At 44.5% G+C, this 23,559-nt stretch carries 20 protein-coding genes and 1 pseudogene; 14 read left to right on the top strand and 7 right to left on the bottom strand.

Annotation, left to right across the window (positions count from 1 at the left end):
- The 5 genes and pseudogenes from clpX to IQR33_RS29085 all read left to right on the top strand — a co-directional run.
- Nucleotides 1–411 (top strand): annotated as a pseudogene (gene clpX, locus IQR33_RS29105) (ATP-dependent Clp protease ATP-binding subunit ClpX); the annotation flags it as partial.
- Between the two features lie 130 nt (nt 412–541).
- Nucleotides 542–2,893: an endopeptidase La gene (gene lon / locus IQR33_RS29100; protein ID WP_005382343.1), complete on the top strand. Its 2,352-nt coding sequence runs from the start codon at nt 542–544 to the stop codon at nt 2,891–2,893.
- 191 nt (nt 2,894–3,084) lie between these two features.
- A complete protein-coding gene (locus tag IQR33_RS29095) occupies nt 3,085–3,357 on the top strand; it encodes an HU family DNA-binding protein (RefSeq protein WP_005382341.1) in 273 nt (90 codons plus the stop codon).
- A 201-nt stretch (nt 3,358–3,558) separates the two neighbouring features.
- The gene (ppiD, locus tag IQR33_RS29090; RefSeq protein ID WP_054575200.1) at nt 3,559–5,418 is read left to right on the top strand and encodes a peptidylprolyl isomerase; all 1,860 of its coding nucleotides are present in this window, start codon (nt 3,559–3,561) and stop codon (nt 5,416–5,418) included.
- 255 nt (nt 5,419–5,673) lie between these two features.
- Nucleotides 5,674–5,958, top strand: a complete 285-nt coding sequence (locus IQR33_RS29085; protein WP_031777211.1) for a ComEA family DNA-binding protein — start codon at nt 5,674–5,676, stop codon at nt 5,956–5,958.
- A gap of 98 nt (nt 5,959–6,056) precedes the next feature.
- On the opposite strand, the gene rrtA is transcribed toward IQR33_RS29085, so the two are convergent.
- A complete protein-coding gene (rrtA, locus tag IQR33_RS29080) occupies nt 6,057–6,608 on the bottom strand; it encodes a rhombosortase (protein ID WP_165401728.1) in 552 nt (183 codons plus the stop codon).
- A gap of 3 nt (nt 6,609–6,611) precedes the next feature.
- Between rrtA and IQR33_RS29075 the strand changes: the two genes are divergently transcribed.
- Nucleotides 6,612–7,226 carry a tRNA-uridine aminocarboxypropyltransferase gene (locus IQR33_RS29075; protein ID WP_017634780.1) on the top strand — a complete coding sequence of 205 codons (615 nt, stop codon included), beginning with the start codon at nt 6,612–6,614 and terminating at the stop codon, nt 7,224–7,226.
- Between the two features lie 6 nt (nt 7,227–7,232).
- On the opposite strand, the gene IQR33_RS29070 is transcribed toward IQR33_RS29075, so the two are convergent.
- The 3 genes from IQR33_RS29070 to IQR33_RS29060 form a co-directional block, all read right to left on the bottom strand.
- Nucleotides 7,233–8,555, bottom strand: a complete 1,323-nt coding sequence (locus tag IQR33_RS29070; protein WP_017634779.1) for an anti-phage deoxyguanosine triphosphatase — start codon at nt 8,553–8,555, stop codon at nt 7,233–7,235.
- Nucleotides 8,556–8,570: 15 nt separating this feature from the next.
- Nucleotides 8,571–9,155, bottom strand: coding sequence for a 5'-deoxynucleotidase (yfbR, locus tag IQR33_RS29065; protein ID WP_017634778.1), 585 nt, complete (start codon nt 9,153–9,155; stop codon nt 8,571–8,573).
- Nucleotides 9,156–9,246: 91 nt separating this feature from the next.
- Nucleotides 9,247–10,461, bottom strand: a complete 1,215-nt coding sequence (locus tag IQR33_RS29060; RefSeq protein WP_005384283.1) for a pyridoxal phosphate-dependent aminotransferase — start codon at nt 10,459–10,461, stop codon at nt 9,247–9,249.
- Between the two features lie 217 nt (nt 10,462–10,678).
- Here IQR33_RS29060 and IQR33_RS29055 point away from each other — a divergent pair, with 217 nt between their 5' ends.
- From IQR33_RS29055 to IQR33_RS29025, 7 genes are all read left to right on the top strand, one after another.
- Entirely contained in the window at nt 10,679–11,986 is a 1,308-nt protein-coding gene (locus IQR33_RS29055; protein ID WP_193837673.1) for an isochorismate synthase, read from the top strand.
- Nucleotides 11,983–13,701, top strand: coding sequence for a 2-succinyl-5-enolpyruvyl-6-hydroxy-3-cyclohexene-1-carboxylic-acid synthase (menD, locus tag IQR33_RS29050; protein WP_193837674.1), 1,719 nt, complete (start codon nt 11,983–11,985; stop codon nt 13,699–13,701). The genes IQR33_RS29055 and menD overlap by 4 nt, the downstream gene beginning before the upstream one ends.
- On the top strand, nt 13,688–14,515 hold the full coding sequence (gene menH, locus IQR33_RS29045) for a 2-succinyl-6-hydroxy-2,4-cyclohexadiene-1-carboxylate synthase (RefSeq protein WP_193837675.1): 828 nt from the start codon (nt 13,688–13,690) through the stop codon (nt 14,513–14,515). Before menD ends, menH begins: the two co-directional genes overlap by 14 nt.
- Nucleotides 14,508–15,374, top strand: coding sequence for a 1,4-dihydroxy-2-naphthoyl-CoA synthase (gene menB / locus IQR33_RS29040; protein WP_005382318.1), 867 nt, complete (start codon nt 14,508–14,510; stop codon nt 15,372–15,374). The genes menH and menB overlap by 8 nt, the downstream gene beginning before the upstream one ends.
- A gap of 125 nt (nt 15,375–15,499) precedes the next feature.
- Nucleotides 15,500–16,489, top strand: coding sequence for an o-succinylbenzoate synthase (gene menC / locus IQR33_RS29035; RefSeq protein WP_017819994.1), 990 nt, complete (start codon nt 15,500–15,502; stop codon nt 16,487–16,489).
- Nucleotides 16,474–17,901: an o-succinylbenzoate--CoA ligase gene (menE, locus tag IQR33_RS29030; protein WP_017634657.1), complete on the top strand. Its 1,428-nt coding sequence runs from the start codon at nt 16,474–16,476 to the stop codon at nt 17,899–17,901. Before menC ends, menE begins: the two co-directional genes overlap by 16 nt.
- Nucleotides 17,902–18,001: 100 nt before the next feature.
- Nucleotides 18,002–18,190 carry a hypothetical protein gene (locus IQR33_RS29025; protein ID WP_193837676.1) on the top strand — a complete coding sequence of 63 codons (189 nt, stop codon included), beginning with the start codon at nt 18,002–18,004 and terminating at the stop codon, nt 18,188–18,190.
- Here the strand turns inward: IQR33_RS29025 and IQR33_RS29020 are convergent.
- From IQR33_RS29020 to IQR33_RS29010, 3 genes are all read right to left on the bottom strand, one after another.
- Complete coding sequence (locus IQR33_RS29020; RefSeq protein WP_104978924.1) at nt 18,187–19,116, bottom strand: YeiH family protein; 930 nt, start codon at nt 19,114–19,116, stop codon at nt 18,187–18,189. The genes IQR33_RS29025 and IQR33_RS29020 overlap by 4 nt on opposite strands.
- A 114-nt stretch (nt 19,117–19,230) precedes the next feature.
- A complete protein-coding gene (locus IQR33_RS29015; RefSeq protein ID WP_017634660.1) occupies nt 19,231–21,105 on the bottom strand; it encodes an MFS transporter in 1,875 nt (624 codons plus the stop codon).
- A 13-nt stretch (nt 21,106–21,118) separates the two neighbouring features.
- The gene (locus IQR33_RS29010; protein ID WP_005382308.1) at nt 21,119–21,709 is read right to left on the bottom strand and encodes a TetR/AcrR family transcriptional regulator; all 591 of its coding nucleotides are present in this window, start codon (nt 21,707–21,709) and stop codon (nt 21,119–21,121) included.
- A gap of 392 nt (nt 21,710–22,101) precedes the next feature.
- Between IQR33_RS29010 and IQR33_RS29005 the strand changes: the two genes are divergently transcribed.
- Nucleotides 22,102–22,974, top strand: coding sequence for a Tim44 domain-containing protein (locus tag IQR33_RS29005; RefSeq protein WP_005384268.1), 873 nt, complete (start codon nt 22,102–22,104; stop codon nt 22,972–22,974).
- Nucleotides 22,975–23,559 lie beyond the last annotated feature (585 nt).

The following is a 23,559-nucleotide window of genomic DNA, read 5'->3' as shown; positions in this document are numbered from 1 at the left end:
CAAGTTGAACCTGAAGACTTAGTGAAGTACGGCCTCATTCCAGAATTCATTGGTCGTCTACCTGTAACAACAACACTGACTGAGCTTGATGAAGAAGCGTTGATTCAGATCCTATGTGAACCGAAGAACGCACTGACCAAGCAATATGCAGCATTGTTTGAGCTAGAAAACGCCGAACTTGAATTCCGTGAAGATGCGCTGCGCGCTATCGCGAAAAAAGCAATGGAGCGTAAAACAGGTGCTCGTGGCTTACGCTCGATTCTTGAAGGCGTGCTACTTGAAACCATGTACGAATTACCATCTGCAACAGACGTTAGTAAAGTCGTGATTGATGAGTCCGTCATTAATGGCGAGTCAGAGCCACTGCTTATTTACAGTAACGCAGACAATCAGGCAGCTGGAGCAGAGTAAATTCAGCCATAATGAAAAAGGAGGTAAGTAATTACCTCCTTTTTTTATTTCTCTTATTGAATCCAAACAATTAGCCCCCATATACTGCCTTAAGTAATACGTTAAACGTGAAAGCGGAAGAGAGAATTATATGAACTTGGAACGTTCCGAGCGTATCGAGATCCCGGTACTACCTCTACGTGACGTAGTGGTCTACCCACACATGGTTATTCCATTGTTTGTTGGTCGTGAGAAATCGATTAGCTGTCTAGAAACGGCGATGGAAACCAACAAACAAGTTCTTCTTGTGGCACAAAAGCAAGCGGATACTGACGAGCCTACGGTTGACGACCTATTTGACGTAGGTACGGTAGCCACCATTCTCCAGCTCTTGAAGCTTCCGGATGGCACAGTAAAAGTATTGGTCGAAGGCCAGCAGCGAGCAAAAATTAATCACTTTAAAGAGAGTGACTTTTTCCTAGCGGAAGCTGAATTTGTTGTTACGCCAGAATTGGATGAGCGTGAGCAAGAAGTGATTGTTCGCAGCGCGATTAATCAGTTTGAAGGGTTCATTAAGCTAAACAAGAAGATTCCACCAGAAGTGCTAACGTCACTTAATGGTATCGACGAAGCCGCACGCTTAGCGGATACCATTGCGGCTCATATGCCGTTAAAGTTGGTGGATAAGCAGCAAGTGCTTGAAATTGTTGACGTCACTGAGCGTCTGGAATTCCTGATGGGCCAGATGGAATCAGAGATCGACTTGCTGCAAGTTGAAAAACGAATTCGTGGTCGCGTTAAAAAGCAAATGGAAAAATCTCAGCGTGAGTATTATCTGAATGAGCAAATGAAAGCGATTCAGAAAGAACTTGGTGAGATGGAAGACGCACCAGACGAGTTCGAAACGCTACAGAAGAAGATTGACGAATCAAAAATGCCTCAAGAGGCACGTGAAAAGACAGAGCAAGAGCTGCAAAAGCTTAAGATGATGTCTCCAATGTCTGCTGAAGCAACAGTGGTTCGTAGCTACATTGATTGGATGGTCAGCGTTCCTTGGGCTAAGCGCTCAAAAGTTAAGAAAAACTTAGCGAAAGCAGAAGAGGTTCTTAATGAAGATCACTACGGTCTAGAACGCGTCAAAGAACGTATCCTTGAATACCTGGCTGTTCAAAACCGTATCAACAAGCTAAAAGGTCCTATCCTTTGTCTTGTTGGTCCTCCTGGTGTAGGTAAAACGTCTCTTGGTCGTTCAATTGCTTCAGCTACAGGCCGTAAGTATGTTCGTATGGCGTTGGGTGGTGTGCGTGATGAAGCGGAAATTCGTGGTCACCGTCGTACTTATATCGGCTCATTACCAGGCAAATTGATCCAGAAGATGTCGAAGGTTGGTGTGAAGAACCCGCTGTTCTTATTGGACGAAATCGACAAAATGTCTTCAGATATGCGTGGTGATCCGGCATCGGCTCTACTAGAAGTACTTGATCCTGAACAGAATAACTCGTTCAACGATCACTACCTAGAAGTGGATTACGATCTCTCTGACGTTATGTTTGTTGCGACATCGAACTCGATGAACATCCCGGGTCCATTGTTAGACCGTATGGAAGTTATTCGTTTATCTGGTTACACCGAAGACGAGAAGCTGAACATTGCAAAACGTCACCTTGTTGATAAACAAGTGAAGCGTAATGGCTTGAAAGCGGATGAGATCGTCATTGAAGATTCTGCGATTATTGGCATCATTCGTTACTACACGCGTGAAGCGGGTGTCCGTAACTTAGAGCGTGAGATTTCTAAGATCTGCCGTAAAGCAGTGAAGAACATCTTGCTGGATAAGGACATCAAGTCAGTAACGGTAACGATGGACAACCTAAAAGAGTACTTAGGTGTTCAACGTTTCGATTACGGTAAAGCGGATGAAAGTAACCGAATTGGTCAAGTAACTGGCCTAGCTTGGACCGAAGTGGGTGGCGATCTATTAACGATTGAAACTCAATCAATGCCAGGTAAAGGTAAGCTGACACAAACGGGTTCTCTTGGTGATGTGATGCAAGAGTCTATCCAAGCAGCAATGACAGTGGTTCGCTCTCGTGCAGAAAAGCTAGGTATCAATACTGACTTCTACGAGAAGAAAGATATTCACGTACACGTCCCGGAAGGCGCGACACCAAAAGATGGCCCAAGTGCGGGTACAGCAATGTGTACAGCATTGGTTTCTTCTCTAACAGGCAACCCTGTGAAAGCAGAAGTAGCGATGACGGGTGAAATCACACTGCGTGGTGAGGTTCTACCTATCGGCGGCCTAAAAGAGAAGTTACTTGCGGCACACCGTGGTGGCATTAAGACAGTGCTAATTCCAAAAGATAACGAGCGTGATTTGGAAGAGATTCCTGATAATGTTATCGCGGATCTGGAAGTTATCCCTGTACAGTGGATTGATGAAGTACTGAAAGTCGCACTAGAGCGAGACCCGACGGGCGTTGAGTTTGAGTCTCAAAAATAGTGATGTGTAGCAAAAATAAGTAAAAGTTTACGCTGATAAGCCCAAAAAGGCTTGTCAGCGTTTTTTTTGGGCGCTAAGTTAGTTTCGATAGCTGCCAGCCCTTGATGAATAAGGGGTGGAGCATATTTTCTTAACAATGGAACGAAAGTCATCACAAAAATAATCACAGATGACACAAAGGGGAAATTACAGTGAATAAAACTCAGTTAGTAGAACAAATCGCAGAAAATGCAGATATTTCTAAAGCGTCAGCGGGTCGTGCTCTAGATGCATTCATCGAAGCAGTAAGCGGAACTCTTCAATCTGGTGATCAAGTCGCTCTAGTTGGCTTTGGTACATTCAGCGTTCGTACTCGTGCTGCACGTACTGGTCGTAACCCAAAAACTGGTGAAGAAATCCAAATCGCAGAAGCAAAAGTACCAGCTTTCAAAGCTGGTAAAGCACTGAAAGACGCTTGTAACTAATCACGGCGTTATTTCTGTAACCGGCCATTTGCTTAACTTTTGCTCAAACAATAAGTTTCGAACAAAAATTTACAAACTTCGAGCCGAACTTTCTTAAATTATGCGCATCATACTGATGCGCATTTCTTTTTCTGATATTATTGCGCCATTATTTCTATTAGATAGAAGCAGTAGGCTTCAATTGTGGAGAGCAGTTAAATTATGATGGATCGACTACGCGAAGGCGTGAATAGCATCGCGGTCAAAATTATCCTTGGACTTATCATCCTGTCTTTCGTATTTGCAGGTGTAGGTAGCTACATCGTTGGTGGTAGCAACAACTCTGCAGCGAAAGTCGGTAACACTGAGATTCCTCGTGGTGAGTTCGAGATGGCATACCAAAATGAGCGTAACCGTATGCAAGCTCAGTTGGGTGACTACTTCTCTCAAATGCTGGCTGACCCTGCATATGTTGAATCTTTCCGCAAATCCGTTTTAGATCGAATGATCAATGACGTGTTGCTTGACCAACAAGCTGAAGCTTTGGGTCTGCGAATCAGCGACACTCAAGTGCGTAGCATGATTCTAGACATGCCTCAGTTCCAATCTAATGGTCAGTTTGATCAAGAGATCTATCAAGCTTCTTTGCGTCGTGCAGGCTTTTCGCCAGACTCTTTTGCTGAGTACATGCGTCGTGAATTGGTTCGTGAGCAACTGCTGAATGCGCTACAAAACAGTGAATTTATTCTGCCGGGTGAAGTACAAGCAGAAGGCAAGCTGTTCACTCAAACTCGTGATATTCGCACGATTCAGATCGACTTAGCGGAGTTTGCGAAAAATATTGAATTGACCGACGAAGAAATTCAAGAGTACTACAAAGCAAACCCAGACAACTTTACACGCCCAGAGCAGGTTAAAGTTTCTTACATCGAACTGTCAGCTGAAGCGCTAAAGGAACAAGTTAATGTTTCTGATGCTGAGGTGAAAAAGTACTACGACGAGCACTTAAACAAATACTCTTCAGAAGAGCAACGACGTGTCGCTCACATTCTTGTAGAAGGGGACGATGAAGCAAAAGCGCAAGCTATCCTAGATGAGCTAAACGCGGGTGCAGATTTTGCGACGCTTGCTCAAGAGAAATCTGACGATTTTGGCAGCGCTGAAAACGGTGGTGACCTAGGTTGGATTGAGCGTGATGTGATGGACCCTGCTTTTGAAGAAGCGGCATTCGCACTGAAGAATCCTGGCGATACGTCGGGTCTAGTAAAGTCGGACTTTGGCTATCACATTATCAAGCTTGAAGAGCTAAAAGATTCTGTGGCGAAGCCATTTGAAGAAGTCGCTGCTGAAATCAAACAAGAGATGGTCGACCAACAAGCGATCGATCAATTCTACGAGTTGCAAAATGAGCTTGAGCGCGTAGCGTTTGAATACCCAGACTCATTGTATGATGCTTCTCAAGCGGTTAACCAAGAAGTGAAGACAACGGACTTTATTTCTCAGGTTGATGCACCTGAAGTGCTTCGTAGCCCTGCGGTAATGCAAGCTATCCTAAGTCCTGAAGTTAAAGAAGATGGCCTAAACTCTGAAGCTATCGAAGTTGCGCCTGAGCATATTATCGTTGTTCGTGTTGAAGATGCGCGTGACGAGACAGTTCTTCCACTAGAAGAAATGAAAGATCAGGTTGTTGCAGAGCTATCTCGTGTTAAAGGTGAGCAAGAAGCGATGGAGCTTGGAACACAAGTCGTTGCGGCATTGAAAGAAGGTAAGACGAACGTGCTTGCTGAAAACAATCTTGCCTTTGGTGAACAAGAGACAGTAGATCGTCGTTCTCCGTTAGCAACAACGGTATTCGCGATGGCAAAACCAGTCGATGGTAAACCAGTATACGGTCAGTCTAAAGATCTTGAAGGTAACATCATTATCATCGAGCTTGATGCTGTAAACGCAGAGCTAGATAGTGAGTTAGAAGATCAAGTTGCGATGCAAATGCAGCGTGCATCTTCTCAGCAAGATTTATCATCTGTACTAGCCGTACTGCGTGCAAATACTGACATTGAGTACTTTGTTGTGAGCAACTAAGCACAATTAGTGTAATTTGTATGTTGAATAAAACGGACCGCATAAGCGGTCCGTTTTATTTTTGTCTTTATGAACTTCAATCATCAATAGGCATTACTTAAATTAGTGCGCGTTTAAGTGATAGCGGCCGTTGTGAATTCCGGGTCATCTCAGTTTGTTAAATGCATAACCATATTGCTTTCCATTGCAAACTAGATAGTGACTCGCTCTCGATGACTGTTTTTAGCCTACTATTTTGGAGATTGTATGTTCAATATGAAATGGATTTTGACATTGTGCTTATTTGTTTTTGCACCTTTTAGCATGGCTGCGGATTCAGCCACTGACAAATATGAAGGAATTGAAATTACTGTAAATATCAACACGGCCACTGCTGAAGAAATTGCGACCATGTTGAAAGGTATAGGTGAGAAGAAAGCGCAGAGTATAGTGGACTACCGCGAGGAACATGGCCCTTTTAAAACGGCAGCAGATTTGAAGAGCGTAAAAGGCATAGGTGAAGCGACAGTTAAGAAAAACGAAGACCGCATTTTACTGTAGCTTGATGTATTGCAGATATTGAGTCTGAACTCAGAACAATATCTGTTTCCCTATTACTGCTTTCCCGAACCAGTCCCTCTTTCGTGGTTCGGGATTTTTTATCCGAATAAACGACGGCGAAGGCCTTTTTCCATTAAAGCCATTACTAACCCACCGAGTGCGCCAAACATATGAGCATCAATAGCAACGTTTGCACCGATAAGCTCAGCAGTACTGCTGGATGGGCCATAGACCTGCTCCCATGCTACTTTGGCGATTAGCCCTCCGACTAACAACACACTGCTTCTTCTGCTTTCAAAGACTTCTCTGAGCGCCCAAAATCCAAACAATCCGTGTAATACGCCGGATAAACCCACGTACACCGACATGTTGGTAAACAAATTCAGCGCACCAACACATGCACATAAGATTGAAAAAACGATAAGGAAGTTACGAGTGCTTGGGCGAAAAATAAAAGTAATGATCCACAATCCTGCGAGGTTCATTCCTAAGTGCGCAAAGTTGGTATGTGTGAGATTTCCTGTTACGATTCGCCACCATTCACCATGGCGTATATTGTAGCTGTGCCACTCGGTTAGGCTTGCCATTGGTTCAAATTGAAGTATCAAACAGATCACGCTGATAATACTCAGCAAGGTATAAAGGTTCACTCTATGTCTCGTTATTGTTCTCGTTGTGGAAAATCGCAAAAAGCGTGTATTTGCCAATGGATTGTACCGCTGGCAAGCGAGGTAGAACTTATCATTCTTCAGCACACGAGTGAAGAACATCGTCCGCTTGGTACGGCACGGATTCTCAATTTGAGTTTAGATAACTGTATTTGTTTGATAGGAGAGGACTTTTCTTGTGATGATGTCTTAAATCACTTATTAGCGGATGAGTCATATCAACATTTTGTTCTTTACCCATCAGAAGAGTCACGATGCATTTCTGAAATCACTCAAACGAGTCATAGTGTATCTAAGAAAATACGTTTGATTTTGCTCGATGGTACGTGGAAAAAAGCGTACAAAATGTGGCAACTCTCAAGCAACTTACATCCACTCCCAACCGTGCAGTTGCCTAAGCAACTACAAGGGCACTACACCATTCGTAAGGCGCCCTCTGAGAATAGCTTATCGACAGTCGAGGCTGGTTATCATTCGCTTCGCTTGTTTGAACCCGAGCGAGACTTTACACCGCTGATGCGTGCGTTTGAAAAGATGATCGAATTCCAAATCGCCCAGATGCCTCCGGGCGTTTTTGAAAAGAATTACTTGAAAGGTTGAGTGTTACTAAAGAACGATGGAAGAGAAAAGTTGGCGGTGTAGCTTTTGCGCGTGACCATCGGTCATTGCAGAAATATAATCGGCGATGACCCTCATTTTATTGCTCTCGCTCTTCGCCTGACACCACAGATCTCTTGTATGAACGGGTAGTAATCGCTCTGGGTCTGCTGTTAACGCTTCAAAAATATCCATAATAATTTGCTGACCCTTATACTCAACGATCTGGACCTGCGGGACTTGGATAACGAAGGTGCTGACAAAGTGCTTGAGTACGTCAAGTGCACGTGCCATCTGTGGTTCTAAACACGCATTCCAAGACAGTAACGGGTTATTAAACGGCTCATCCACCGTTTTGATTGAAATGCTGGTCAGTAGCGCGTTAACCATACCACCGATAGCATCTTTCCGCTCATGGTGCTTACCGCTAAATAGCATCTGTCCGATGGAATCGATATGAGCTTCAAACCACGGGTCGCCACAGTCCGCTAATTGACTTGCTGCGCCTTCTTGCCATTGCTGACGTGTCACCATACCAAGTACGATTGCATCTTCTAAATCATGAACACCGTAGGCGATATCATCTGCTAGCTCCATGATTGAGCAATCGAGTGATTTAAAACGCGTTTTACTGTGCTCAAACTCCGATTCTGGCGTTGAACGCATCAGACTAAGCAATGCCTTGTCGTTGTCAGAAAGCGGTGCAATTACCCAATCAAATAAGTCTTTATCACAATCATAAATGCCTTTAGCTGGGCTCCAATCTTTTGCTTTTAGTTTACGTTGATGCTCGGCTGGTTGAGGCAACTTGACGGAGCGTGTTTGACTAATGAGGGCAGGGTACTTAATCAAACCAAGCAGTGTGCGGCGTGATAAATTCATTCCGAAATGCTCAGTATAAGGCTCTAACTTAGTGACGATACGAAAGGTTTGGGCGTTCCCCTCGAAGCCGCCATGTTCGCGCATTACGTAGTTTAGAGCGACTTCTCCCCCATGACCGTATGGAGGATGCCCGATGTCGTGAGCCAAACATAATGAATCAATTAAGCTGTCTGATGGTAATAGATCGCGGAACTCTGGCTGTTTTTTCTTTAACTGGGCGACGATACCGGTCCCTAGTTGCGACGCTTCTAAGGAGTGTGTTAACCGACTGCGGTGAAAGTCTTCCAAGCTATTGCCGTGTACTTGGGTTTTTGCTTGTAGGCGTCGAAATGCAGCCGAGTGAAGAATGCGCGCTCGGTCTCGTTGGTACGGGCTCCGATGGTCGTCTCGACGGATTTTATGCTCATCATCATGGCGCTCTTGCCATTGCGGGTGTAATTCAAACGACACGATTATCTCCGTAAGCTAACTGATTTCATCTAACGATAATTCGAAACTTGGGGCAAAGGTATTGAGAAAGTAATCCATTTCAGGCGTTCTGCGTTCTTGCAAAGTGACGTCTAAGCGTTTTTTTGCCAGAGCGAACTCATGGTTGCCGGCGCTTAGTTCTTCAAGACATTTTAAATAGGCACAGATGGAATCGGCTTGCTTAACGATTTTTGCGTCCTCTTCGTGTGCAGAGTGAGAAAGAAGATAGGGGGCAAAATCATCGTGGAACTCTTCCGGTAACATTGAGAGTAATTTTTGTTCCGCTGCCGATTCTATCTTCTTATATTCTTTGGCAATTTCAGGGTTGTAATACTTCACTGGAGTTGGAAGATCACCCGTTAATACTTCACTGGAATCATGGTACATGGCAAGAATAGCGATGCGTTCTGGATTAAGGTTGCCGCCGAACTTTTTGTTTTTAATTAGGGCAAGGGCATGAGCGACAAAAGCAACTTGTAAGCTATGCTCTGAAACGTTTTCTGGTGAGACGGACCGCATTAAAGGCCAGCGTTGGATCAGCTTCATTCGAGCCAGGTGGGCGAAAAAATGGCTTTCTTTCATGGCTTCCTCCGTTTCTGGTGTAAAAAAAGGAACTCACTAGGAGTTCCTCTAAGCATATGAGAGATCAGCACTAATTACTACCAGTGATTCATTACTGGCTGTAGGTTGATAGGAATCTTTCAAAACGTCCAATAGCGATTTCTAGATCTTCAACGTGCGGTAGTGTCACGATGCGGAAGTGGTCTGGTTTTGGCCAGTTAAAACCGGAACCTTGCACCAGTAAGACCTTCTCTTGTTTTAAGAAATCTAAAACCATCTGCTGATCGTTCTTGATGTTGTACATTTTAGTGTCGATTTTCGGGAAGAGGTACATCGCACCCTTAGGTTTGACACAAGAAACACCAGGAATCTGATTGATCAGTTCATACGCTCGGTTGCGCTGCTCTAATAAGCGTCCGCCAGGTAAAATCAGTTCATTAATACTCTGGTATCCACCTAACGCGGTTTGAATCGCATGCTGCATTGGTACGTTTGCGCATAAACGCATCGATGAAAGCAGCTCCAAGCCATTCACGTACCCTTGAGCCAGATGTTTAGGCCCCGTTAGGAACATCCAGCCACCACGGAAACCACAAACACGGTAGGCTTTTGAAAGGCCATTGAATGTCATGACTAGCACGTCTTCAGTGAGTGTGGCGACTGAGGTATGTGTTGCACCGTCGTACAACACTTTGTCGTAGATCTCATCTGCGAAAATGATCAGTTTGTGCTGGCGTGCTATCTCAATCACTTCAAGTAGGAAGTCACGGCTGTATACCGCACCTGTCGGGTTGTTCGGGTTGATCAGAACAATGCCACGTGTCTTTGGTGTGATTTTCTTTTTGATGTCTTCAAGGTCTGGGTACCAGTCAGCCTCTTCATCACATAGATAATGAACCGGCTTACCACCAGATAGTGCAACTGAAGCTGTCCATAACGGATAGTCTGGTGCTGGGATCAGCATTTCGTCGCCATTGTTTAATAGCGCTTGCATGGCCATTACGATCAACTCAGACACGCCGTTACCTACATACACATCTTCGACATCTAGCGAGCGTATACCTTTACGCTGATAGTGTTGGACCACAGCTTTACGAGCAGAGTAAATACCTTTGGAATCACAATAGCCTTGAGAAGTCGGCAGATTACGAATCACGTCGACTAAAATCTCATCAGGGGCGTCAAAACCAAATGGGGCAGGGTTACCAATGTTTAGCTTTAGGATTTTATGCCCTTCTTCCTCCATGCGCTTAGCATGTTTGAGTACAGGACCCCTAATGTCGTAGCAGACATTGTCGAGTTTTGACGACATCCCGATATTTTGCATTGTTTAATTCCTAAAAATTCGTTAATTTCTTTATTAAAATACAATAATTTGTTTTTTATTAGAATATATATCTGTAAATAATCTGTCTGCTGGTTAAGTTTTGCTCGCTTGCTATCACAGGATTTTGCAAAAGATCGCATACGACCTTGATTTGCTTTGGGTCTAAACTTAGAGTAGCCGTCAGTTACCATTTATCCTCACATACAACGAGGTTGATTTGTCACAGTTCCATCAAGCCGTAAAGAGAATTATCGAGCGAGTTCAGCAATCGGAAGGCAATCAAACACGTCTGGTCGAGCCCCTTAGCGAGAAACCTAATTTCTCATTTATTGATTGGCTTGATGCACAACCACTTTTCCCTAAGTTTTATTGGCAGTCCCGCGATACACGTGAAGAGGTCGTTGCACTAGGGCAATTGCACGCTTTTGTTGAGCCAGGTCCTGCTTATACCATTCTAGGTGAAGGGCAAAGAGTTTGGGGCGGGCGCTCTTTTGATGGGCAGCATGAGAAGAATCGTCGCTGTATGCCTTCTTTTTTCTTTTTGCCTCAAATTGAGTTAATTCGTTTTGACCAACAGTGGTCTCTCGCAGTTAATATTTCAGAAGACAAAGCGCGAACTCTAGCTGGGTTGAATAAACTGGTTTGTGAGGTCGCGACCTTAGCTCCAATTTCGTCTCACATCTGCTCTATTGTTCATACGCCAAGTCAGCCTCAATGGAATGAGTTAGTTCATAAGGTTCTGACTGGTATAGAGAATGATGATTTTAAGAAAGTGGTTTTAGCGCGTCGCTCTACCGTGCAGCTTGATAACACATTAAGTGCTGCACAGCTACTTAAAGCAAGTTACTTAAATAACCATCATAGCTTCCATTTCATGCTGAGCTTAGACAGTAAGCACAGTTTTATGGGGTCTACGCCAGAACGTTTGTATTCTCGCGTAGGGCATGAGCTACATACCGAAGCGTTAGCAGGTACGATTGGTCGGGGGGACAATGCCACTCAAGATATGGAGTTGGCGAATTGGTTATCCCAAGACCAAAAGAACCTCAACGAAAACCAGTATGTGGTGGACGACATCATTGAGCGTCTATCACCGCATTCTGAAATGGTTGAAGTGGAAGCTGAACCGAGTTTGGTCAGACTACGAAAAGTGCAGCACCTTAAGCGAAATATTCACGCTAGTCTAAGAGCGGGGATAAATGGTGTTCAGTTGTTATCGGCGCTTCAGCCAACAGCGGCGGTTGCTGGCTTACCCCGACAAGAGTCCATGCAGTTTATTCTTGATAATGAGCCCTTTGCACGCGGCTGGTACGCGGGGTCAATGGGTTACATAAGCCATGAACGAGCAGAGTTTTGTGTCGCAATCAGAAGCGCGCTTGTGCTCGGTGATCAAGTACAACTGTTTGCGGGCGCAGGTATTGTGCCTGGTTCTGTGGCAGAACATGAGTGGGCAGAACTTGATAAGAAAATGTCGACGTTACTTACGCTGATTTCTGATCATCCGCCATTGGGAGTCGCATCATGAGTCATGACCAAGCGGTGCTCAATCGAGTTTGGTCAGAAACCATATTGATTGAGCTTCAGCGATTTGGCGTTAAGCATGTTTGTATCGCTCCCGGATCTCGTTCTACTCCTTTAACTTTAGAAGCGGCAGAACAGTCCGACTTTTCCATTCATACTCATTTTGATGAGCGTGGACTGGGCTTTATGGCTCTTGGTTTAGCGAAAGCTACTCAGGAGCCAGTGGCAATTATCGTTACCTCTGGTACGGCAGTGGCGAACTTACTACCGTCGGTTGCCGAAGCCAAACTTACTGGTGAAAAGCTGGTGCTGCTGACAGCAGATCGTCCAGTAGAACTTGTCGGCTGTGGTGCAAACCAAGCGATAAATCAATTGGGTATTTTTTCACATCATGTTTCGGCCAGTTTGAATTTACCAAGCCCAAATTTAGCAACGTCGCTTAACTGGTTGCTGACCTCTGTTGACGAAGTGATGTTTACTCAGCAATTGCAGGGTAGTGCTGTTCATATTAATTGTGCATTTCCAGAGCCTTTGTATTCCAACGGCGCAAAAGCGGATTATCAAACCTACTTAGATTCGGTCGCCGGATGGCGAAAAGGAAGCGGCACTTATACTCAGCGTTTTAGCCATTTGTCACAGGCGAACATCCCGCCTTTTTCGGACAAAAAAGGCTTGGTTGTGATTGGCAGCTTACCGCTTGAACAAGCGAAGTCGGCGCAGGCATTTGCACAAAAGATGGGATGGCCAGTACTTGCAGACCCGCAAAGTGGTCTCAGTTCGGATTGGGCGTATTACGATGTATGGCTTCAACTTCCCGAGTTCGCAAACGAGCTTGAATCTTGTGAACTTATTATCCAATTTGGTAGCCGAATCATCTCCAAACGTTTGAACCAATGGATTGATAAACAAGTATCGAAAAATCAACAAAGTAAAGACGTTCAGTATTGGTATGTCTCACCTTGTATGGACCGGAATAACCAAAATCATCTGGCGCAAATGCACTGGGTTGAGCCTCCTAAAACGTGGGTTTCTCGCATTAGTTTTGAGAAGTCAATATTTGCTGGGTGGGCTGATAGGTTAGCGAATGACGTTAAGCGAGTTCATCAACGTATCGAAGAAGCCTTCCTATCTGATTCAGCGTCTGCCATTGACGAAATTGCGTTGGCAGCAGACATCAACGAGCGCACAAAGAACGTAGATGTTTTCTTGGGTAATAGCTTGTTTGTTCGGCTTGTTGATATGTACGGAAAATTGGATGGTGTAGAGGTTTTCACTAATCGAGGCGCGTCAGGGATTGACGGTTTGTTTGCTGCGGCATCAGGCGTGCAACGGGCAAGAGGTAATCCGTTACTAATGTATATCGGTGACACAGCAGCACTTTATGATCTCAATTCTCTGGCGCTATTTTCTCACAATAAACTGCCGGCGATACTTGTTGTTACTAATAATGACGGCGGTGCGATTTTTGATATGTTGCCAGTACCACCAGAGCGCAGAACGACATATTATCAAATGCCTCATGGTTATCAGTTTGAACACGCGGCAAAGCAGTTTGGTTTGTCGTATTTGCATGTTTCTACACTGGAGCAATTCCAATCATCTGTAAAAGAGCATTTATGTCACGGCCAAGGAACGTTGCTGGTCGAGGTTCAAACCCCATCTAACCAAGCTGCTGAGAGACTCAAGGCATTTAATAAGAGTCTGAATGCTTTACTTTGAACGTTTCCCTGTATTAGAAAAACACCAAAGTAGAACGTTGCCCACTTTGGTGTTTTTGCATGGCTTACTCGGTAGCGGTGCCGATTGGCTCGCGTGTTTAAATGCATTACCCGAATATGAGCGTGTTACGGTTGACCTTCCTGGTCACGGACGCAGCCAATCTATTTTTTGCTGCGATTTAAATGATTGCTGCAAACTTCTTGGTTCCACACTATCTTTATTATTTCCCTCACAACAACCACTTATTTTGATTGGTTACTCTATGGGCGGCCGCATTGCGATGCATGGTATTGCCCATCAATGCTTTCCAGATCTCAATATTGCGGGCGCGATTGTTGAAGGGGGAAACTTCGGGCTTCAAACTGAGTCAGAGAAACAGGTGAGATTAGAGAATGATGCTCGCTGGGCAATGCGTTTCAAAACTGAACCACTTGAACGTGTTTTGAACGATTGGTACCAACAAGCGGTGTTTTCTTCACTAAACCATGAGCAAAGACAAACATTCATTGCGAAGCGAAGTGATAATCTTGGCTCAGCGGTGGCGAATACGTTGATGGCGACATCGTTAGCCAAACAGGCATATTTGTTGCCCTCACTGCAAAAGCAGAACATACCAGTGTATTACTTGTGTGGTGAGAAAGACCAAAAATTTAGCCAACTGGCACAACATAGCGGGTTGGCGTATCGACAAGTTGAAGGCGCTGGTCATAACGTCCATCAAGAGCAGCCCAAACAGTTTGCGATACATACCAAGCAAATAATTCAGTCTCACTTTGGTGAGAGTAACGAGAACAATGGGAATCACCATGGCTAAAACAGTAGGCATTTCTGAAGAAGAACTTTACGCTCCGGTTCAATGGAAAGATTGCGGCGAGAAATACGAGGACATTCATTACCATAAGTCTGAAGATGGTATCGCGAAAATCACCATTGCGCGTCCTCAAGTGCGTAACGCGTTTCGTCCTCAAACGGTAAAAGAGATGATTGATGCGTTGGCAGATGCGCGTTACGACTCTGGTGTTGGCGTGATCATTCTGACAGGTCTAGGTGAAGACGCATTCTGTTCTGGCGGCGACCAGAAGATCCGTGGCGACTACGGCGGCTATAAAGACGACCAAGGCACACATCACCTCAACGTATTGGACTTCCAACGTGATATTCGTACTTGTCCAAAACCAGTGATCGCATCGGTAGCTGGTTGGGCTGTTGGCGGTGGTCATGTACTGCATATGATGTGTGATCTAACAATTGCAGCTGACAACGCTCAATTTGGTCAAACAGGCCCTAAAGTGGGTTCATTTGACGGCGGTTGGGGCGCATCTTATATGGCTCGTATCGTAGGCCAAAAGAAAGCTCGCGAAATTTGGTTCCTATGTCGTTTCTACAATGCTCAAGAAGCGGTAGACATGGGCCTAGTAAACACAGTTGTACCACTAGCGGATCTAGAGAAAGAAACCGTTCGTTGGTGTCGTGAAGTACTACAGCACAGCCCAATGGCATTGCGCTGCCTGAAAGCTGCATTAAACGCAGATTGTGATGGTCAAGCGGGTCTGCAAGAGCTAGCGGGTAACGCAACGATGATGTTCTACATGACTGATGAAGGCCAAGAAGGTCGTAATGCCTTTAACGAGAAGCGTCGCCCAGACTTCGATAAATTCCCTCGCAACCCATAATCCGTCTAAATGAGGAGCGTGTTAGCTCCTCTGTTACTTTTTTCCTGAGCGCCTCGCCCTCTGGGAGGCTGGTGGGATTGCTCGTCAGAACGCTCAAATATACGGCATTACATAGGACTTGAATTATGCGTGAAGCGAAAATTTATCGTTATAGCTTGCCCATGGATAGTGGTGTCATCCTACGTGACAACAAGCTAACCGAACGTGTTGGTTATGTTGTTGCGCTTTCCGAAGATGGTAAAACAGGGCTTGGAGAAGTCGCTCCTCTTCCTTGTTTTAGCTTAGAGAGCACCGAAGATGCGGGTGTTCAGCTACAAGAACAGGCGGAGCGTTGGGTAGCAGAGTTGGATGTGGATTATGCCAAGATGTACCCGTCGGTTGCGTTTGGTTTATCGATGGCACAGCTTGAATTAGCTGGTGGCTTACCACAACAAGGTAAATACCAAACAGCGCCACTATGCACTGGCGACCCAGATGAGCTCATTCCAAAGCTGAACGAGATGGAAGGTGAGAAAGTCGCTAAGGTGAAAGTTGGACTTTATGAGCCAATTCGCGATGGCATGCTTGTGAACCTTTTTCTTGAATCAATCCCTCAATTAACGCTTCGACTCGATGCCAATCGCGCTTGGACACCAGAAAAAGCGCAGCAGTTCGCTAAGTACATTGCTCCGTCTCTGCGTCAACGAATCACGTTTCTAGAAGAGCCGTGCCGCTCTCCTGGCGATAGTCTCTCTTTTGCGATTAATACTGGTATTGCTATCGCTTGGGATGAAACATTGCAAGATGCGGTTCGTCGTGAAGATTTCCGTCTTGAAGATCTAACTGGTGTGAAAACGATCATCATCAAACCCACACTCATTGGTTCAGTGGATTTTTGTATTACACTGATAGAGAAAGCGAAGTCACTGGGGATGAAAGCAGTGATTAGCTCGAGCATTGAATCCAGTCTCGGTTTAACTCAATTAGCGCGCTTTGCCCAATGGCAGCTGCCTGATGAAGTTCCAGGTTTGGATACGATTGGCTTATTCAAAGCTCAGCTAGAGCAGGGCTGGCCTAAGTGTGAACTTCCCGTTCTTCCTCTAAAAGACCAGGAGATTGTGTGGCATTCTGCGTAGACAATATTGCGAAGGCACCATGGAAATATTGGGCTCAAACGAGCCCTTTTTCTATTGCACTCGAGACATCAACAGAAGTATTAAACTGGCAACAACTCTCGAAGCGTATTGACCAATACACTCACTATTTGAATGACTTGGGTGTAACTCGGGGGGATGTGCTGACTTTGGTTGGCAAGAACCAAGTAGAAACACTGTTGTTTTATCTTGCCTCCAAACAGTTAGGCGCGCTCGCTGCGCTGACCATGGAACAACCACTAGATAAGTTGCAGAGTAAGCTTGCTACACTTTACAGGCCTGATCAAACTCGGTTTATCTGGTTTTCTCAGGAGTGCGCTTCGATCTTTTCTGAACATGATATACAAAAACTCAAGGCAACATTGCTTTCACCGCCTGTAGTATCGCAGCAAGAGAGTGATTCGTTGACTGAAGATAGCTATCATCATGACCGGCTCGCTTCAGTAGTATTTACTTCTGGCTCTACAGGGGAGCCTAAAGCTGTGGTTCATACACATCGACAGCATCTTGCGTCTGCAGAGGGCTTGTTGCAGGAGTTCATTTTCACTCAGCAAGATGCTTGGCTGTTATCGCTTCCGCTGTATCACGTCTCTGGATTAGCGATTGTCTATCGTTGGCTATATGTCGGAGCAACACTAAAAGTCGGTTCAGGGAAACTTGTTGATGATGTTCAGGGCGTATCACACGCTTCTTTGGTTGCGACTCAGCTCAAACGGTTATTGGATGATGATGCACATTTGTCATTGACACATGTGCTACTGGGCGGCAGCCACGTTGATCACGAGTTGGCACTACGAGCAACAGGGCAAGGCATTGAGACATGGTTAGGTTATGGGATGACGGAGGCGGCCTCTACCGTTACCGCAAAGAGAATTGACAGCACCAGTAATGCTGGACATGTATTGAAGCACCGTAAGATAAAATTAGTTGACCAACGCATTTTTGTTGGCGGTAAGACATTAGCGGCAGGGTATTTCCATCAAGGACATGTTACCCCATTTCTGGATGAGAAAGGCTGGTTTGACAGCAAAGATCTTGGCGAGTGGCAAGGTGATGAATTAAAGATAATCGGCCGTGCCGACAATCAGTTTATCTCTGGTGGTGAGAATATCCATTGTGAAGAGATTGAAGCCGCTTTGAACCAAATTGATGGTGTAGTGCAGAGTATAGTGGTTCCAGTCGAAGACGCGGAGTTTGGTCATAGACCAGTAGCTGTGATTCAGACCAATGGATTGCGCAGCAAGTCGGAGTATGACCAGCACTTGCAATCAAAGTTAGAGAAGTTTAAATGGCCAGTGGAATACCATGTAATGCCACAAACTCTACTAGAAGGTGGGATCAAAATTTCACGTAAGGCCGTGAAAGAGTGGCTGCTGTCATCACTTCAGCATTAGTCAATTTTGCTATGTATTAGTCATAAAGAGAATTTCGTATCCTTATAACTCTGAATCATAATTATGCTTCTTAGTGGAGAGAAAATGCATAAGGTTCAGGATGGCAAAGCTAGTTTTAATTGCGGCAGTAGCACTACAAATTGGTATCGCGATAAGTAGTGAAGGGCTAGCCCGCTCTCTTGCAGAGCTAACGGCATTTTTGATCGTTATAGCGTTGGTCGTTATATACAAAAATAGCAAACGGGAAATACCGTCCCCTCAACGCGATAAGCAGACCACCAATATCTAAAACAGTAACCAACTTAGAGAAGTGGTAGAAATTAGCACCCACAGAGTCACACCAAACAACAGCGGCTTAGCTCCAGCTGACTTTAGTTTTGAAATTGAAATGCTGCAACCTATCAAAAACAGACATACAACCAACGCTTGCTTTGCTCCAATGAAAATGCCGTGATAGACCATTTCAAATTGAGGAAAGAAGTCGCTAAACGCGATAGCTGCACAGTACCAAAAAATGAAATAAGGGATAGCTAGTTTTTTCTTTCCATTCTCTTTTGGGCCTCTTGAAAAGATGACGGCACTGATCAAAGCAACAGGAATGATCCATAAAGCGCGCGCGAGTTTCAATGTTGTTGCCGTCGTTAGTGCTTCTTCCCCAAAGGCCGAGGCAGCCCCGACAACAGAAGATGTGTCATGAATGGCAATCGCAGCCCATGTGCCAAACGTGTGTTGATCTAGCCCTAAAGCATGTCCAATCACAGGAAACACAAAGAGTGCAATGGAGTTCAGGACAAATACCGTTGCCAGTGCTAATCCAATCTGCTCGTCTTTCGCTTTAATGGCCGGTGCCACAGCAGCAATTGCGCTACCACCACAAATTGCAGTACCTGATGAGATTAAGTAAGCGGTTACTCGCTCCAATTTAAGTACCCTGGCAATGAGAGTGCCCATGATCAGTGTGCCTGTAATAGTGGCGATGATCAGGCCGATACCATCCGATGTGACTGCAAGTGCTTGCTCAAAGTTGATGCCAAAGCCTAAGCCAATAATCGAGTAAGACAGCAGCTTTTTAGTAAAAGAAGCGATGGGCAGCTCGGAAGGCACAAAACCAAAACTTGCGAGTAGAAAACCGATAACTAGAGCAATAGGAGAGGAGGCAAGAGGGGTTAGACAAAAAAGTAACGCCAATCCAAACAGGAGGTAGTTTCTATTCAAGGTTTTTATTCGCTGTTGTGAATGAAAGGGAGAGTATATCGCACTGGGTGTGGTCAGTTTGTCTTAATGATTTGAACACATGTTCAGTTATCCTAAACATGTGTTCAAGTGTATTTATCGCCAGTCGCCTCTAAGTTGATGCACTTTATCGAACATTGTTTTTGCCGTTGCCTCGTTTGGTGGCACCGGTTGTCCTGCCTCAATTTCTAGCTTTGACCAAAATCGAGTCGGTAAGCCACAGCATGCGCGACCTTTTGCGCGGCTGAAATAGCTTCCCCATAAGCCTTTAAGTGCAACAGGTATGACGGGTACTGGGCTACGACGTAGAATGATATCAATACCGCGCATGAATTCATTCATTTCACCATCTGAAGTTAATCTTCCTTCAGGGAAAATACAGACGATATGACCTTCGCTTAGCGCGGCTTCCACATCGTTAAATGCACGTCTGATAGAGCTTCTGTTACTCGCTGAAATTGGAATTACCCCAGTTCGACGTAAAAAGCGCCTTAATGGAGGTAGGTTGGCGTAATCTTCCTCCATCACAAAACGAATCAACCTTGGGCATACTGCACTAAGTAGCAATGCATCCATGTAGCTTACATGATTACATACAATCAATGCCCCACCATGCTCGGGTAGGTTGTGTAGATTCTTATGCTTAACTCGATAGATGGTGTGCGTAAGCATCCACATGACAAAGCGAACAACAAAAATAGGAATTTGCAAAAAGATGTAAGCGGCGACTAAGAAATTTAAAATGGCTAACAATGCAAACAGTTGAGGAATTGTCATCTTGATTACACTTAGGCACACAATACCTAAGACAGCGCTGCCGACCATAAACAGAGAGTTAAAGATGTTGAGCCCTGCGATGACTTGAGCACGTTCGGTTTCCTTTGCTCGATGCTGCATTAATGCGTAAAGAGGCACGATAAACAAACCGCCCGAAGCACCAATCATCAATAGGTAGAAAAATAATGGCCAAAAAAGCTCATATCTAAAGAAGTCTACAAAGTTATGGAAAGTAGGTAGATCATTGGGAATGGAAGTGGCCATTAGGTACCCAAATACCGTAATGCCAAATGCACCAATTGGCACAATACCGACTTCTATACGATGGTTTGAGATCCAATTGCAAAGTAGCGACCCTAGCGCGATACCAATGGAAAATAGAGCGAGCAAGAAAGACACCGCACTCTCGGTGCCATTTAGGTAAATCTTAGTGAAATTCGGGAATTGTGTTAGATATGCGGCGCCTAAAAACCAAAACCAGCTTATTGCCATTATGCATTGAAAAACAACTCGATCGGATTTGGCGATAGAGAGCGTGTGTTTGGTTTGCTTGTATGGTTGCCAACGAAAAGAGAGATTGGGCGCGCTGGCGGCTGCAAAGGGGATTGAGCGGCTCGACAAGTAGCCTAACAATGCGAAGATCACGACACAAAATGCGGCAAGGTATTTTGCGTTGTCTGCAGAGGCTATAATCCCAGCGCCTAAGGTGCCAATAAGGATGGCGATAAAGGTACCAGCTTCAACAAGAGCGTTGCCGGGCACTAACTCTTTAGCATTTAACTTTTGAGGCAAAAGGGCATATTTAACTGGGCCAAAAAATGCTGACTGTGTGCCCATTAAAAACAGTAGCAATAAAAGCACACCATAACTTTCGGTTATGAATCCGATGGCACCTAACAGCATGATGGCTATTTCAAATAGTTTGACCTTACGAATAAACCATGACTTTTCATATTTGTCGGCTAATACGCCAGCGGAAGCAGAGAACAGAAAGAACGGTAGAATGAACAAGCCTGCCGCAAGGTTGATGAACAAATTGCTCGAAATAGGCAGTGCACTGGAGCCAGCGAATGCGACAAACAACAGCAAAACGTTTTTAAAAATATTGTCGTTGAAAGCGCCAAAAAATTGAGTAATGAAATAGGGCAGGAATTTTCTCTGCGTAAGTAAGGACGGCTGTCTGTCGGATGACATGTATAATCCTTTGTTACCAGTTCGTGAGGTAGTTGGAAAGAAGATTACTGATCAACTCTTTGCCATCAATCGGTTCACTAGAGAAAAACTTATCATCAACACTGAGTAAAGTAATGCCATGTACGCCAGACCAAAGGACTCGACTCGCTTGAATCACTTCGGATTCAGTACGATGTGGTGCGATTTGAGCCAATAGTGACTCTAGCATTCCCGTCATACCATCGATACGTTTGGCATGCCATTCCGGAAGTTCTGCTCCATTCATGTTGTGTTCGAACACTAACTGCCAACGGTATGGGTGTTTTTGAGCAAAATCGTGGTAGCAATAAGCGAGTTCAAAAAGCGCTTGATGGGAGTCTTTGCTGTCATTAGTCGCTTTGCGTGCTTCTTGAGATAACTCATCTAAAGTTTGAGCGACAACATGAAGCAACAACAAATTATAATTACCAAAAACATTTACCAATGTGCTTGGCACGTAACCAATCATGTTAGCGATTTTACGAAGACTGAGTTCGTGGTAAGAATTCTCATCTAAAAAGTTTTTGACCGTTGTTAACGTCAAATTCACTAACTCTTCTCGGGTGTGATCGTTTCTGCGCGCCATACTCTCAAACTACTTTATTGAACATCGTTCAATATGATAGTCAGCTACCTATTAACCGTCAACAAGGCAATGTGTCCAAGTGCCCTCAAGGTGTAGGATTCTGAGCTGTGTCACTGATTCTAATTCAAGTAAAACAATCTGGAGTATTAGTGAACTTATTCCATACTTTTTTTACATTGATCAAGCGCCTTCAGCTGAATTGTAAGCAGTGTGAGCAGTCTGCATTTTTGGCAATATTCTGATACATGTCAGCTTCTATAAGCTATTTTCATCAATCGGTATACAGAGTATGATGACTTAAAAATCATCTTTGGCGTGCTACTGTTTGAAACAACGATTGTTTCGTCTTGAAAATGGGGCACTATCTTAGATAGCTAACTTTAAGGATAACGATGAAACGTTTATTTTCTATTGTTGCTTTATTGATGTTTACTGTTGCTGTAACGCCTATCGCGGAAGCGAAGAAGTTTGGTGGCAGTAAGTCTTTCGGTAAGAGCTACAAAACCGCACCAGCACCGAAACAACAGCAACAAAACACCAATACGGTCGGCAAAGATCAGACGACAAAGTCTTCAAGTAAGAAAGGCCTTATGGGTGGTCTGCTAGGCGGACTTCTGGCTGGTGGTCTACTTGCTGCATTCTTTGGCGGTGCTTTTGAAGGTATCCAGTTTATGGATATCCTAATTATTGGTTTGATTGCCTTTGTCATCTTTAAACTAATGCGCGGTATGCTAGGTGCGAAGCAGGGCAGTATGAACCAGCATCGTCAACAGCCTGCATTTGGTGGCAACGCATCTAAGTTTGAGCAACCAAACATGCAAAACTTTGAGCAACAACCAAACACAAATAATGGTGGCTTTGGTGGTTTTGGCGCTCAAACAGACGTACCACATAACTACCCACCGGGTTTTGACCAAGCAGCGTTCATTAATGGTTCTCGTGAACACTATCGAATCCTGCAAGGTGCGTGGAATCACAACCAGCTAGAAACTATTGAAGAATATGTTTCTCCAAGCTTGTTTGAAGACCTAAAAGCAGAGCGCGCGAAGCTCGACGGTGAGCAGCATACTGACGTAATGTACGTTGATGCGGAGATCGTCCGTGCTGATTACGATGCAAATAAAGCACAGCTTAGTCTGCAGTTTAGCGGTCGTTACCGTGACACAGTAGAAGGTGTTGAAGAAGAAATCGAAGATATCTGGCACCTAGAGCGTGACTTGACTGCGCCTAATGCGCCATGGTTAATCGTTGGTATTCAAGGCTAGTCACCTTTAAACCAATTTAGTCACTAGTAAAAATCCCGCATCCCCTGCGGGATTTTTTGTATCTATCATTTATATTTCTTGTACGTGTTTTTATACAAACATCACTAATTGAGTCCGTTTGGTAATTTTGCGAACCCACTTTTTCTAGTAAGTCCTCAAGTGTTTTCCTAGTTATATTGAACATTCATATTAAGGCCATACGAACTAACAAAATCAAAATAGCTAGTACATTGTTTGTAGGGTAAAGATCTGCTCCTCAGCCTTTTGTTTGTGGAGCTTCACATGGGGTTGGTTGCTTTAGTGAGATTGAGTATAGGTTATACCAATCGTAGTAAATAACTGGTCATTCTAGCTTGTTAAAATACTCGATAACTGCGTTGCAATTTTTGATTGTAGAATAACTACTTATCAAAAAATTGCGCCTTGTTCTCAAGCATTTTCCCTACGCTATTTCTGATCACTTATTTACCGTGATAGGTATTCAATCGAGAAGAGTTTCGGTTAGGAGTGAAAGGTTCGTTGTAGTAGGACTATGCTATCAAGATCCTGAAACGAAAAAAGCCAGCTCAATGAGCTGGCTTCTTC

The sequence above is a fragment of the Vibrio sp. OPT46 genome (genome assembly GCF_015163535.1).
Classification (GTDB): domain Bacteria; phylum Pseudomonadota; class Gammaproteobacteria; order Enterobacterales; family Vibrionaceae; genus Vibrio; species Vibrio alginolyticus.
This window is presented reverse-complemented; position numbering and strand designations above follow the sequence as displayed.

Coding starts and splice junctions, on each gene's coding strand:
- IQR33_RS29085 (WP_031777211.1), top strand. CDS start 5,674: ATGAAATGGATTTTGACATTGTGCTTATTTGTTTTTGCACCTTTTAGC.
- IQR33_RS29010 (WP_005382308.1), bottom strand. CDS start 21,709: ATGGCGCGCAGAAACGATCACACCCGAGAAGAGTTAGTGAATTTGACG.
- IQR33_RS29075 (WP_017634780.1), top strand. CDS start 6,612: ATGTCTCGTTATTGTTCTCGTTGTGGAAAATCGCAAAAAGCGTGTATT.
- yfbR (WP_017634778.1), bottom strand. CDS start 9,155: ATGAAAGAAAGCCATTTTTTCGCCCACCTGGCTCGAATGAAGCTGATC.
- ppiD (WP_054575200.1), top strand. CDS start 3,559: ATGATGGATCGACTACGCGAAGGCGTGAATAGCATCGCGGTCAAAATT.
- IQR33_RS29060 (WP_005384283.1), bottom strand. CDS start 10,461: ATGCAAAATATCGGGATGTCGTCAAAACTCGACAATGTCTGCTACGAC.
- IQR33_RS29005 (WP_005384268.1), top strand. CDS start 22,102: ATGAAACGTTTATTTTCTATTGTTGCTTTATTGATGTTTACTGTTGCT.
- IQR33_RS29025 (WP_193837676.1), top strand. CDS start 18,002: ATGGCAAAGCTAGTTTTAATTGCGGCAGTAGCACTACAAATTGGTATC.
- menH (WP_193837675.1), top strand. CDS start 13,688: ATGCTTTACTTTGAACGTTTCCCTGTATTAGAAAAACACCAAAGTAGA.
- menB (WP_005382318.1), top strand. CDS start 14,508: ATGGCTAAAACAGTAGGCATTTCTGAAGAAGAACTTTACGCTCCGGTT.
- lon (WP_005382343.1), top strand. CDS start 542: ATGAACTTGGAACGTTCCGAGCGTATCGAGATCCCGGTACTACCTCTA.
- menC (WP_017819994.1), top strand. CDS start 15,500: ATGCGTGAAGCGAAAATTTATCGTTATAGCTTGCCCATGGATAGTGGT.
- menD (WP_193837674.1), top strand. CDS start 11,983: ATGAGTCATGACCAAGCGGTGCTCAATCGAGTTTGGTCAGAAACCATA.
- IQR33_RS29015 (WP_017634660.1), bottom strand. CDS start 21,105: ATGTCATCCGACAGACAGCCGTCCTTACTTACGCAGAGAAAATTCCTG.